Source organism: Winslowiella arboricola (assembly GCF_025527015.1).
In the GTDB taxonomy this organism is placed as follows: domain Bacteria; phylum Pseudomonadota; class Gammaproteobacteria; order Enterobacterales; family Enterobacteriaceae; genus Erwinia; species Erwinia arboricola.
In genome coordinates this window covers 351,777-363,830 of the sequence record NZ_JAODIM010000042.1, presented here as the reverse complement: position 1 = coordinate 363,830, position 12,054 = coordinate 351,777, and the positions used below count along the sequence as shown (strand labels likewise).

Here is a 12,054-nt window from a genome sequence, read left to right as displayed (position 1 = left end):
AGATCTACTACAACTTGCCTTATAGGTTTGCCAAGAAGATAAATTCTTCTAATGGAAACCCAATAGGAGTAGAACCCTCTCGGAAAAATATGTTATTCAGTCGAGCATGTTTAATATGTACAAACTCATTTCCCTGCCATTTTCATATAAGGCGCTAACCGAGGTTCGTGAACAGGCAGATTGATCAGTGCCGCGGCGACGGCCAGCGCAATATCTAAATACCACATACAGTTGTAGCTGCCAGTTAACTGGACCACTCTCCCGCCCATGTAGGCTCCGAAAAATCCCCCTATCTGGTGGAGCATCATCAACACACCAAATAACATTGCCAGGTTTTTTGGACCGAACATTTTTGCAACCAAGCCTATTGTTGGAGGCACTGTCGACAGGAAGGTTACTCCCATGATGGCAGAAAAAATAAGAACGACTGTGGGAGTCATGGGCGACAGCACAAATATCACCACAGCCAATCCGCGGATACTGTAAAGCAGCACGAGTAACGACTTCATTCTCCAGCGCCCGACTGCCCACCCCATGAATAAGCTTCCAACGATGTTGAATAAGCCGATGAGCGCCAGAGACCAGCCACCAATGGACGAAGACATGCCGCACATTGCAATAATGCCTGGCATATGTGTTACAAGAAAAGCAACGTGGAAACCACACACCATAAAACCTGCAGCCACAAGACAATAACTTGGCGTCTTAAACGCCATAATCAGGGCCTGAATTGTCGTTAACTCATCTCTGGTTGAGTCCATTTCCATCGTTACAGTCAGGTTCCGCGCATTTCCTTTTAATATCCACGCTGCGGGTAGCGCAAGCAGAACAAGCACACCCAGCCACTGCATTGAGGTAACCCAGCCGTACGCCGCCGTCATCCAGATAGCCAGAGGGGCCATAACCACCTGACCGGTCGAACCACCAGCATTAACGATACCCGTCGCCATGCCACGTTTACTGGCGGGTAGCAACCGCGCACTGGATGCCATCATTACTGAAGGGCCGGCCATTCCACAGCCGCCTGCCGCCAACACAGCCATGGTAAATATCAGGCCAGAGGTTGACGTCATGTAAGGGGTAAGTATTGTACCGGTAACCACTAAGATAACCGCGACGAAAATCACGCGCCCTGACCCGATGCGGTCGGCAACAGCGCCCGCAAAAGGCTGCGTCAGCCCCCAACAAAGTTGCGCAAAAGCAAAAGCCAGGCTGATATCTTCAATACTCAGGCGGGTGGAAGTACTTAATGATGAAAGATAAACCCCCATCGATAAACGTACGCCATTCGTGAATGCCAGTCCACCCGCGCCGGCCAGCAACACCAGCCAAATCAAAGGACTTGAAAAGCTAAAACGCCGCCGGGCTGACCGTTTGTTATTGCTCATTAATAGAGTCCAGCCGAACCCGCCGCACGACTGGCCCGCAACGCATCATCGTCATATATCCACCACTTGTACTCTGAAAAAGCCATCAATTTCGTGATGGCTCCATACACTACCTGTTAATGCGAAAAATCATTGAGCGGGTATCAGACACTCAGGCAACAATACGAGGGGTATTACCGCTTGCCCAGTCAATGACTTTTCTCTCAGGAGCCTTGAGGTTTAGGGTGCTGACAGTGTCCAGTCGGTTTATTTGCTCAGTAGACAGTTCCACAGAGAGAGCACCAAGGTTATCGTTCAGTTGATCAAGTGTACGCGGACCAATGATAGGGACCGCCCCGTGAGTGCCCGCCCAGGCGATGGCCACCTGACCTGCGCTGACACCGATCTCAGCGGCTATATCAAGTACAGTGTCAAGGATCTGTGTACGGTTGATCGAGTCTTCTGGCTGGAATACCCTTCCACCAAATCCTTCAGCGCGGCCTTTCTCGCCTTGCCGGTATTTTCCCGTCAACATACCTCCGCCCAGTGGAGACCATGTGACGATACCAAGTCCCAGTGCGTGCGACGCAGGAAATAGATCACCCTCAGGTTCACGGTGAACCAGGCTATGCTCAAACTGGACAGCTGCGATTGGAACCGTGCGGGTAAGCTCTGCGAAAGTCACCGCCCTGGCGAGTCGCCAGGCGGAGAAATTCGACAGGCCCGCATAAAGAATCTTACCCGCGCGCGCGAGATCCTCAAAACCACGGATGATTTCTTCCATAGGGGTGACACCATCAGGATGATGCGCCCAGTAGATATCGATCCTGTCCGTTTTAAGTCGTTTGAGGCTGGCCTCAACAGATGCCACCATTGCTTTTCGACTGTTACCTGTGACCAGCCGGTCTGGACTGGGAACTGCACCATTCGTGAACTTAGTTGCAAGGACGAAATCCTCGCGACGTCCTTGCAGTAAATTTCCCACCTGCTCTTCCGACTGCCCAAACTGATATACATCCGCAGTATCAATGAAGTTGCCACCCGCTTCAGCATAAGCCTCAAAGACAGCTTTACTACCATCTGCATCGGACCCATATCCCCAGCCAGTACCAAAGTTGCCAGTGCCGAGCGCCACCTGTGATACGCGAAGACCCGTGTTACCAAATACGGTGTATTTCATCATTTGCTCCATACATTGAGTTAAAGCAGAAGTGCCAATCCTCTCCTGCCGTAGAACAATCCAAAAGCAGATTCAGGTTGACGCACAAAGCAATAACTTTGACGTCATACCGAACCTGCGCCCTGACCCCAGTTTTCATCGAACTAACTGACATTCCCTGATGCAAACATCCGATCATTGCTATCTGACAGGCATTACTATAAAGTTGCATATACAACATTTGTAGATACAGTATATTATATGAAGCGGTTCATCAAGCCAGAGGGATGCACCAACCTGAAGCTTCGCCAGCTTAATCGCATGGTGACGCGACATTACGATCATTTTGTCGCTCAGGTTGGCTTAAAAAATACCCAGTATGCATTGCTGTCTCACGTGGTCAGATTGGGGCCGATAAGACCAGCTGACCTGGCAAAGCATATGCAGTTAGATGCCTCAACGTTGACACGCAATTTGCAATCCCTCACTGCACAGGGGTGGGTGACAATCAACGCGGGAGAAAACGCTCGCAGCCGATTAGTGATAGCAACCGAGTCTGGACATGAAAAACGCATAGAGGGGCAGCGTGCCTGGCTGGCTGCGCAGGAAGCACTGAATGAACGACTGGGTATTGAGCGGGTCGCCGAGTTGCATACTTTACTGGATTCATGCATTCAGAGCCTTGATGACGAACCCTCTTTGCCCTGAAGTTTTGATTTAACTTAAATTCTGATTATGCCATAACCCAATATGCATGCGATCGCATACGCTCTGACTGACGGGGTTTAAGGGGAGTTGCAGATGCTGTTTCTACTTATGCCTGTTGGTATAAATCAGCGTGGACGAACTTTGCTAAACAGATGTGGAGTGTTCTAGTGAACCAACGCCTTTTTTCCCCTTTAAAAATTGGAGCCCTTAAACTGTCCCATCGCGTTGTGATGGCTCCGTTAACACGTATGCGTGCTGCTCAGCCGGGCAATATACCCCAGTCACTCAATACAGAGTACTACCGGCAACGTGCTTCCCAGGGCGGACTCATCATTACCGAAGGCACCCAGATTTCCCCTACCGCGCAGGGTATGCCGGCGACGCCGGGCATCCATAGTGCAGAGCAAATCGAAGTGTGGAAGGCAATAACACAGGCAGTTCACGCCAGAGGCACTTTTATCGTGATGCAACTGTGGCATGTTGGTCGCATTTCTCACTCCAGTTTATTGGGCGGGCAACGGCCAGTGGCTCCGTCAGCTATTTCTGCACCGGGTGACGCCTTTACTGCCACATTTTCCCGCGCGCCTTTCGAGACGCCGAATGCGTTGAGTACAACAGATATCCCCTTGGTTATCGAGGATTACGCTCAGGCCGCACGCAATGCATTGCTGGCGGGCTTTGACGGGGTGGAAATTCACGCAGCAAACGGCTATCTCCTGGAACAATTCTTACAAAACCGCAGCAATCATCGTACTGATAATTATGGTGGGTCGATAGACAATCGCTGCCGTCTTGTGCTGGAAGTTGCCACAGCCGTTTCACAAGTGTTTGGACCCGATCGGACGGGTATCAGGCTGTCCCCCTTTGGCATCGCCAACGGCAGTGGAGATGATAACCCCTTACCGCTTTACTCTTACCTCATAAAACAACTGGCCACATTAGATTTGGCATATTTACATCTGATCGAACCACGCGCCAGCGGTGCTGGACAGGCGGAAGTGAACCACCAGAATGTGCCATTTGCTTCAGAACTCTTTCGCCCGCTCTGGCCTAATGCATTGATTGCAGCCGGCAATTATTCCCCTGAGACAGCAGAAGCAGCAATAGGAGCAGGCCGAACCGATGCAGTGGCATTTGGTCGGCTTTTCATTGCAAATCCTGATCTCCCCGAGCGTATAAAAATCGGAGGAAGTCTTAACTCTTATGATCGGACAACATTTTATGGTGGTGGAGCAAGTGGGTATACCGACTATCCTGAACTTGGTACATGTGACGCCGGGTAAGCAACCCGACAACACTTAATGCTTTCATAGCGCGTCCATTAATACCCAACTCATGCTCAATAACGCATTCTGGCAAAGTAATTAGTATCTTGTCTGAATCGCTCCCTGACAGATTCAACGTTCACAAGTCAGAGGCGCATTCATTTAACCGAGGAATAAAAATGGCTTACGCAACGACCAATCCCTATACGGGTGAAACGCTGAAGACTTTTCCCAACGCGACAGATGAAGATGTTTCTCTCGCACTCAATCAGGCAGATACTGCTTTTCATCAGTGGAAACTCACGTCAATATCCGATCGTGTCAAAGTCCTGAAAAAAGCGGCTGACTTGCTCCGCGCCAGACATACGGAATATGCAAAATTTCTTACATTGGAAATGGGTAAGCTCCTGAGTGAAGCCGAGGCTGAAGTGGAATTGTCTGCCGCAATATTCGAGTATTATGTCGAACATGCCGAACAACAGCTTGCCCCAGAAAAACTCCCTTCTAAAGACCCGGCCGTAACCGAGGCGTGGCTGGTGCATGAACCTTTAGGGATCATTCTTGCAATTGAACCCTGGAATTTTCCGTACTACCAGATCGCCCGTATCATCGCACCACAACTGGCTGCCGGTAACGTGTTGGTACTAAAGCATGCATCCAATGTACCGCAATCCGCTGACCTTTTTGAGAAGCTCATGCTGGAGGCGGGATTACCTGTGGGGGGGTTCAGAAATATTTACGCGACCCGCAAGCAAATAGAGACAATTATCAACGATCCCCGTGTACATGGTGTCGCGCTGACGGGGTCGGAAGGTGCGGGTGCCGTGGTAGCTTCACAGGCAGGAAAGGCATTGAAGAAGTCCACGATGGAACTGGGGGGAGCCGATGCTTTTCTGGTGCTGGAAGATGCTGATCTAGATAAAGCTGCCAGGTGGGCCGTATTTGGTCGTCACTGGAATGCCGGCCAGGTATGCTGCTCGTCCAAACGTCTCATCGTCATCGAAGCAATCTATGAAGCTTTTATTGAACGCTATATTGCCGGCGTCGCAGCACTCAAGGCAGGCGATCCACTAGATCCCGAAACGTCGCTGGCTCCACTGTCTTCACAGGGGGCCGCTGATGATGTTCGCAGACAAGTAGAAGAAGCTGTAGCGCATGGCGCGTCCGCTACCGTCATTGGTTCTGAAGTACCTGCTCGCGGTGCCTTCGTACGTCCGGTTATGCTCACGAATCTGACGAAAGAAAATCCGGCTTACTACCAGGAATTTTTTGGCCCGATATCACTTGTCTTTAAAGCTAAAGACGAAACAGAAGCTATCCAGATAGCCAACGATTCTCCTTTCGGACTTGGTGGCTCTGTTTTCACTCAGGATATAGAACGAGGTAAGAGAGTTGCCAGACAAATATCGACAGGAATGGTCTATATCAATCATCCCACTGCGGTGAAAGCCGACCTGCCATTTGGAGGCATTCGTCGCTCAGGTTATGGTCGCGAATTAATCGGTCTTGACCTGAAAGAATTTGTCAATCACAAGCTGATCGGCGTAACTGATATTGATGGCAATTTTTAAGATGTGAAATACCGGCCCGTGATGTATTGCCCGGGTCGGTAACTTATCTTATTTCCTCTTCTTCTTTTAGTAAAAAAATAATCGAAGCTGTACCCTTTCAGGAAATATTCCGGGACTGACATCCCTGATTAAAGCGTCAACTGACTTGTATTTATTGAAATAAAACCCATTGGATCAACGACTTATTTATCAGATCTGACAAATCATTACAATGAAAGATAAATATGTTCATAGAGAATCATTATGCCACTGTACAGTAACATCACTCCCATGAAACCGTTCACAATGAATTGCGATTTCAGGTCAGAGAATTTTCTGGAAAAACATCTCCCCGCAATGTTATAAGCCACTGATGAGCCACCGCAAATCAGGGCTAAAACGGTTGAAATAAATAAAAGATACCATCCTGTTATATCATTCTGTGGATAGTAGATAAATACTAGAGGAAAAGCTGCCAGCCATGCTTTCGGATTGAACAGATGAATAACGAAGCCACTAATGAAACCGACATCCTGAGACTGACCTGATAATGGTTTATTGACAAAAGAAGTGAGGATAACCTTTACGCCAAGATAAATAATGTAAATCCCACCAATACTGCTTATCCACGGTAGTAAGCGGTTATTCAACAGTCCCTGCCCGGAAAAGCCCAGGACAAGTAGTATCAGATACATAGCGACTGCGACTCCGATTGCAAAAGCAGTGCGAAACGGTGCTTTTTGATCCATCCCGGCGCTGAACGCTATCGTCGTCACAGGACCGGGGGTATACATAATGCTAAAAGCATAAATGAACAGTGCAATCATTTTTGTCTCTGCGTGATAGTATTTTTATTCATCAAAGCAGTATCATTGCCTGAAGCATACAGGCATTGCCCCCTACTAATCCGGATACTTCAGGTCATTAAAAAACTCAATGACCCTATCTGCCAGTTGATAAAGATTATCGCTTACTCAGCATGTCTGTTTTCTTCATAAACTGAAGTTTGCCGTTTATCACTGCCAGGAATGCCTCCTGTCAGCAATTGGTAGGATCAGAATGAAGTGATTTGAGTAGCCCTGTACGGCAGATATCGAGGATTTCATCAGCCAGAGGTGAGTCATCAGGGCAAGCACGTGAAAGCACAACAGCACCAACCATATGGGCAAGCATATTTAGAGTGGCAAGGCGAGCCTCCTGACACTCGGGATCTACAGTCTTGTGCGTACCCTGCCCCAACCCTACGAGTAATTGTTCAATCCCCTCAGCAAACGTGACCTTAACCTCTTCCGGCTGGCGTGCCACATCTCCGCACAAAGCAGCAAAGGTGCAACCGTCACCGCGTTGATCACGATGTTTTCGGGAAAGATAGTGGTTAATAAATGCCAGCTTATCCGTTTCGGCACTCAATTCCGATGATCGAGCCAGAGAACATGCCGCTGACTCTGCCATTAGATCTACCTTCGAGCGGAAGTGTTTGTAAAAACCGCCATGGGTAAAACCTGCCGCAGCCATCAAATCGGCCACCCCCACACCGTCATAACCACGCTCACGAAACAGAACCGAAGCTGTTTCGACTATGTGCGCCCGATTGGCCTGTGCCTGAGCTTTTGTGACCCTCATTTCAAATGCCCCTGTCCGTTTATGACAATACTCGCTAACAATATACATTGATGTTAATCGTCATCAAAGCCCTTGACGACAAAGATTATGATCATCATCATAATGATTCATGCTTTTATGAAGGGCTTTACGTTATGAGCGATAACCACCAGACCGCAACCACACGTTTCGCTTGTCATCGTTGTGATAACACTTCCTGTACTGAAGCGCCCTGGCTCCCGGCCCCATCAATTTTCGCCTGGCATCTGGCAAAAAAAATATCTGACACTCAGCTTTTATTTTCCCCGATGCCGGTCATGGTGTGCAATTTCAGTTTCCGGAACGATTTCTCCGGCATGCCATCCAGCTCTTTGCTGAGTAAAACGTGTTCCCCTCTTTCCTCAATGTATTAAACGGAGATATAAACATGGCCGACAAAACGTTATTTGAACCCTATACACTTGGCTCACTGCTGCTCTCTAACCGCATCGTTATGGCTCCGCTTACCCGTAACCGCGCTGGAGCTGGTCTGGTCCCTGGTGAACTGGCTGCAACTTATTACAGTCAGCGTGCGACAGCAGGTCTGATTATCACAGAAGCAACCCAAATTTCTGCCGGGGCGCAGGGTTATCAGGACACTCCCGGTATCTATTCACTTGAGCAGATCACCGGCTGGCGCAAGGTAACACAAGCTGTACATGTGAGAGGGGGCAAAATATTTCTGCAAATCTGGCATGTCGGCCGCATCTCCCATGTTGATTTACGCCCGGATGGCTCCGCACCCGTCGCACCTTCAGCCATTCGCGCCGATGCTAAAACATTCGTCAACAATGGATTCGCTGATGTTTCCGAGCCTCGGGCGCTTGAACCCGATGAAATCACGGGGATAGTTGAAGACTTTCGAAATGCAGCAGCCAACGCCATCGCAGCGGGTTTTGATGGCGTGGAGATTCATGCGGCCAACGGTTACCTGCTTGATCAGTTCCTGAAAGAAACCGCTAACGTACGCACAGATGCTTATGGTGGTTCGGTAGAGAATCGAGCACGCCTGGTCCTGGAGGTTGCGGCAGCTGTCTCAGATGAAATTGGCGCTGAACGCACCGGCATCCGCATTTCGCCAGTAGGCCCTCTGAATGGGATCGTGGTGAATACCTCACAGCAGGCACAGTACAATTATCTCGTCGAAAAACTGGACGCGCTGGGCCTGGTTTATCTGCACGTCGTTGAAGGTGCGCCTGGCGGTCCCCGCGACATCGCCCCTTTCGATTATGACGCGCTGCGTGAACGCTTCAGTAATACATATATCGGTAACAACGGCTACACCCTGGAACTGGCTACTTCACGTCTCAGTGCAAACCAGACCGATCTGGTCGCTTTTGGTCATACCTTCATCGCCAATCCCGACCTAGTCGAGCGCCTGAGGACGGGTGCTGAGCTGGCTCAACTGGATCCAACCACGCTTTATGGTGGCGGAGCGAAAGGCTATATCGATTATCCAACACTTTCTGATACCCCAACGAATTAATCCCACTAGGGCATACCAGGTGCTCCATACACCCTCGCCGGTCATCCCGGTGAGGCTTATTTAAAGCAAGAGGAAACAACATGGCTATCCTTCCTACCGTCCTTATCACCGGTGCCTCCACGGGTATTGGAGCCACCTATGCCGATCGTTTCGCACACCGTGGACACGACCTCATTTTGGTCGCCAGAGACAAAAATCGCATGGAAGATCTCGCTGCCCGTCTGCGATCTGAAACAGGCGTCACCATTAATATTCTCCCGGCCGACCTGACACAACCTGATGACCTGGCAGTAGTTGAAGCGGCGTTGCACAACAACGAGAAAGTGGGGATCCTGATTAATAACGCAGGCATCGCGCAGTCCGGTGGCTTTATCGGGCAAACTGCCGACAGTATTGAACGGCTGATCACGCTCAACACCACAGCTCTGACCCGACTTGCCAGTGCCATTGCCCCACGGCTTGCACAGACCGGCGAGGGTGCAATCGTCAATATCGGTTCGGTTGTCGGGCTGGCACCTGAGTTTGGTATGTCGATATATGGCGCGACCAAAGCCTTTGTACTGGCACTCTCACAAGGACTTAGCCTCGAACTCACACCTAAGGGCGTCTACGTTCAGGTCGTGCTACCGGCAGGAACCCGTACCGAAATTTGGGAACGTGCCGGCATTGATGTCAATGCATTGCCTGACCTAATGGATGTCGGCGAACTGGTGGACGCCGCTATGGTGGGTTTTGACCGCCGAGAAACCGTCACCATTCCGCCACTGCATGTTGCTGAACGTTGGGAAACTCTGGAGTCCGCACGCCAGGGACTCTTGTCCGATTTGCGCCAGGCACACGCCGCAGATCGTTATCGCTCAGACAGTTAAAAGCCAATAATCCTTGTATCCCTCTCCCTCGAATGAGGCCTCAAACATGACATTTAAAGCACTGCTGGCAACCAAAGAAAACGGAAAATTTTCGGTGGATTCGGTCGACATTAATGAGCAGGACCTGATGCCCGGAGACGTGACGATTGCCGTTGATTATTCTACCGTAAACTATAAGGATGGTCTGGCGCTCAACAACCGTTTTGACATCATTGAACAATTTCCCTTGATCCCTGGTGCCGATCTTGCCGGTACGGTAGAAACATCATCCTGGCCAGGCATTAAGCCTGGTGACAAGGTGGTCGTCAACTGCTGGGGCCTTGGCCAGACCCATCATGGTGGTTTTGCGCAGAAGGCACGCGTGCCAGGTGCATGGGTAGTCAGGTTACCCGATCAGTTTACAACAAAAGACGCCATGGCCCTAGGCACTGCCGGCTACACAGCTATGCTCAGTGTGCTTGCTCTGGAGCATGGCGGACTTAACCCTGACAGCGGCGACATTCTGGTGACCGGAGCCAGCGGTGGAGCCGGATCAATCGCCATCATGTTGCTGTCATCCCTTGGTTACCGGGTCGTAGCATCAACCGGGCGTCCCGAAGAGGCCAATTATCTACGCAGCCTGGGTGCTGCGGAAGTTATAGATCGCCACACCCTGTCCGAACCAGGCCAGCAAATTGCCGCTGAGCGCTGGGCAGGGGCTATTGATACCGTCGGAAGCCATACGCTGGCCAATGTTCTGGCTCAGATCCGCTATCGCGGCGTTGTGGCCGCATTTGGTATGGTCCAGGGGATAGATCTACCTGCCTCGGTACTGCCTTTCATTCTGCGCAATGTGACCCTCGCAGGTATTGATGCGGTTAACGCCCCCCATGACATCCGTGTTCAGGCATGGGCACGGCTGGCACGTGACCTGGATTTAAATAAACTGGCACAAACAATTCAGGTCATTGGGTTGAATGACGTGGTGGCTGCCGCCAGTGATATTCTCGAAGGCAAAGTCCGGGGACGGACGATAGTCGACGTCAATGCCTGAATGCCAGTCTAGGCCTGTTAATCTGCATCAATGGAGGAAGTCATGTCTGATCCCTATGCACTGTGTGTGATCCTGAAGGTAAAACCTGAGCATGTTGCTGAGTTTTCTGCTCTGGTTGAAGAAAACGTAACCGGTACTCGTAAAGATAAAGGTGTGATTACTTTTAATTACCATCAAGTCGTGGGAGAACCCACTTGGGTGCTTTATGAAATCTGGGAAAGCAAAGCAGACTCTGATGCCCATCAGCAAAAACCCGATGTTCAGGCATTCTTTGCTAGAGCTCCCTCGTTACTGGCGGGCGAACCGACGATCCTGCAACTCGGGGCCGTGATTTAGCCCACCATCACGACCCGTATCACAGAGCGCATGAAAGGTCACTGAACACTGCGCTCTGTTCCATTTTATTTCGAGCCCATCGACCTGGAGGACCTGATGACAACCGAAGCAGAAACCCAGCAGGCCGTCATGACGGAGAGTGAATATCAGTCTGCCCTGCCGCGCATGAGAATTACGGTCGTACTGAGAGAAGATCTCGAACCGTGGCAACGGTTGAATGTCACCGCGTTCACCATCAGTGGCATCGCTATTAATGAAGAGGCTCTCGGCGAGACTTACCATGATGCTTCAGGGAAACAATATCTCCCGATGTTCAGAGATCCTGTACTGGTCTTTGGTGCCAGTGCTGAGACTATCAAACGTACGGCCGAACGCGCCCGCAGCCGAGGTGTTGCGTTCTCGGTGTTTACCCGGGAACTTTTCGATACCTTCAATGATGATGATAACCGGGCTGCGGTGGCTGCAGTAGCAACTGAGGATCTTGACATTGTCGGGCTGGCATTCCGGGCCGGGCGCAATACCGCAGATAAAATCCTAAAGGGACTCAAGCTGCTGCAATAACCTGTTCACAAATAAAAAGCACATCCTTACTGACAATCAATGTAGCGGGATAAACCGGTAATGTTATTCGCCTCTATCC

12 protein-coding genes are annotated in these 12,054 nt (G+C 50.3%); 8 read left to right on the top strand and 4 right to left on the bottom strand.

Annotated elements, in window-relative coordinates:
- Nucleotides 1–125: 125 nt before the first annotated feature.
- Together N5923_RS16020 and N5923_RS16015 are read right to left on the bottom strand one after the other, a co-directional pair.
- On the bottom strand, nt 126–1,388 hold the full coding sequence (locus tag N5923_RS16020) for an MFS transporter (RefSeq protein WP_267143723.1): 1,263 nt from the start codon (nt 1,386–1,388) through the stop codon (nt 126–128).
- A 151-nt stretch (nt 1,389–1,539) separates the two neighbouring features.
- The gene (locus tag N5923_RS16015; protein WP_267143722.1) at nt 1,540–2,547 is read right to left on the bottom strand and encodes an aldo/keto reductase; all 1,008 of its coding nucleotides are present in this window, start codon (nt 2,545–2,547) and stop codon (nt 1,540–1,542) included.
- A gap of 240 nt (nt 2,548–2,787) precedes the next feature.
- Here N5923_RS16015 and N5923_RS16010 point away from each other — a divergent pair, with 240 nt between their 5' ends.
- The 3 genes from N5923_RS16010 to N5923_RS16000 all read left to right on the top strand — a co-directional run bounded on the left by N5923_RS16010 (nt 2,788) and on the right by N5923_RS16000 (nt 6,070).
- Entirely contained in the window at nt 2,788–3,234 is a 447-nt protein-coding gene (locus tag N5923_RS16010; RefSeq protein WP_267143721.1) for a MarR family winged helix-turn-helix transcriptional regulator, read from the top strand.
- Nucleotides 3,235–3,386: 152 nt separating this feature from the next.
- Nucleotides 3,387–4,517, top strand: coding sequence for an alkene reductase (locus tag N5923_RS16005; protein ID WP_267143720.1), 1,131 nt, complete (start codon nt 3,387–3,389; stop codon nt 4,515–4,517).
- A 161-nt stretch (nt 4,518–4,678) separates the two neighbouring features.
- Nucleotides 4,679–6,070, top strand: coding sequence for an NAD-dependent succinate-semialdehyde dehydrogenase (locus tag N5923_RS16000; RefSeq protein ID WP_267145245.1), 1,392 nt, complete (start codon nt 4,679–4,681; stop codon nt 6,068–6,070).
- Nucleotides 6,071–6,276: 206 nt separating this feature from the next.
- Here the strand turns inward: N5923_RS16000 and N5923_RS15995 are convergent, their stop codons facing one another.
- Both N5923_RS15995 and N5923_RS15990 read right to left on the bottom strand, forming a co-directional pair.
- Complete coding sequence (locus N5923_RS15995) at nt 6,277–6,876, bottom strand: LysE family translocator (RefSeq protein WP_267143718.1); 600 nt, start codon at nt 6,874–6,876, stop codon at nt 6,277–6,279.
- Nucleotides 6,877–7,087: 211 nt separating this feature from the next.
- Nucleotides 7,088–7,672: a TetR family transcriptional regulator gene (locus N5923_RS15990; RefSeq protein ID WP_267143717.1), complete on the bottom strand. Its 585-nt coding sequence runs from the start codon at nt 7,670–7,672 to the stop codon at nt 7,088–7,090.
- 406 nt (nt 7,673–8,078) lie between these two features.
- On the opposite strand from N5923_RS15990, the gene N5923_RS15985 reads away from it, so the two are divergent.
- The 5 genes from N5923_RS15985 (at nt 8,079) to N5923_RS15965 (ending at nt 11,975) form a co-directional block, all read left to right on the top strand.
- Complete coding sequence (locus tag N5923_RS15985) at nt 8,079–9,176, top strand: alkene reductase (RefSeq protein WP_267143716.1); 1,098 nt, start codon at nt 8,079–8,081, stop codon at nt 9,174–9,176.
- A gap of 80 nt (nt 9,177–9,256) precedes the next feature.
- Nucleotides 9,257–10,045 (top strand): SDR family NAD(P)-dependent oxidoreductase, encoded by a 789-nt coding sequence (locus N5923_RS15980; RefSeq protein ID WP_267143715.1) that lies wholly within the window; start codon nt 9,257–9,259, stop codon nt 10,043–10,045.
- A gap of 46 nt (nt 10,046–10,091) precedes the next feature.
- Complete coding sequence (gene acuI / locus N5923_RS15975; protein WP_267143714.1) at nt 10,092–11,078, top strand: acrylyl-CoA reductase (NADPH); 987 nt, start codon at nt 10,092–10,094, stop codon at nt 11,076–11,078.
- Nucleotides 11,079–11,120: 42 nt separating this feature from the next.
- Complete coding sequence (locus N5923_RS15970) at nt 11,121–11,414, top strand: putative quinol monooxygenase (protein ID WP_267143713.1); 294 nt, start codon at nt 11,121–11,123, stop codon at nt 11,412–11,414.
- Between the two features lie 96 nt (nt 11,415–11,510).
- Nucleotides 11,511–11,975, top strand: a complete 465-nt coding sequence (locus N5923_RS15965) for a DUF2000 domain-containing protein (RefSeq protein ID WP_267143712.1) — start codon at nt 11,511–11,513, stop codon at nt 11,973–11,975.
- Nucleotides 11,976–12,054: the final 79 nt, after the last annotated feature.

Excerpts from the sequence above, each read along its gene's own strand:
- acuI (WP_267143714.1), top strand. The coding sequence starts at position 10,092 with ATGACATTTAAAGCACTGCTGGCAACCAAAGAAAACGGAAAATTTTCG.
- N5923_RS16005 (WP_267143720.1), top strand. The coding sequence starts at position 3,387 with ATGTGGAGTGTTCTAGTGAACCAACGCCTTTTTTCCCCTTTAAAAATT.
- N5923_RS15965 (WP_267143712.1), top strand. The coding sequence starts at position 11,511 with ATGACAACCGAAGCAGAAACCCAGCAGGCCGTCATGACGGAGAGTGAA.
- N5923_RS15985 (WP_267143716.1), top strand. The coding sequence starts at position 8,079 with ATGGCCGACAAAACGTTATTTGAACCCTATACACTTGGCTCACTGCTG.
- N5923_RS16010 (WP_267143721.1), top strand. The coding sequence starts at position 2,788 with ATGAAGCGGTTCATCAAGCCAGAGGGATGCACCAACCTGAAGCTTCGC.
- N5923_RS15970 (WP_267143713.1), top strand. The coding sequence starts at position 11,121 with ATGTCTGATCCCTATGCACTGTGTGTGATCCTGAAGGTAAAACCTGAG.
- N5923_RS16015 (WP_267143722.1), bottom strand. The coding sequence starts at position 2,547 with ATGAAATACACCGTATTTGGTAACACGGGTCTTCGCGTATCACAGGTG.
- N5923_RS16020 (WP_267143723.1), bottom strand. The coding sequence starts at position 1,388 with ATGAGCAATAACAAACGGTCAGCCCGGCGGCGTTTTAGCTTTTCAAGT.
- N5923_RS15995 (WP_267143718.1), bottom strand. The coding sequence starts at position 6,876 with ATGATTGCACTGTTCATTTATGCTTTTAGCATTATGTATACCCCCGGT.
- N5923_RS15990 (WP_267143717.1), bottom strand. The coding sequence starts at position 7,672 with ATGAGGGTCACAAAAGCTCAGGCACAGGCCAATCGGGCGCACATAGTC.
- N5923_RS16000 (WP_267145245.1), top strand. The coding sequence starts at position 4,679 with ATGGCTTACGCAACGACCAATCCCTATACGGGTGAAACGCTGAAGACT.
- N5923_RS15980 (WP_267143715.1), top strand. The coding sequence starts at position 9,257 with ATGGCTATCCTTCCTACCGTCCTTATCACCGGTGCCTCCACGGGTATT.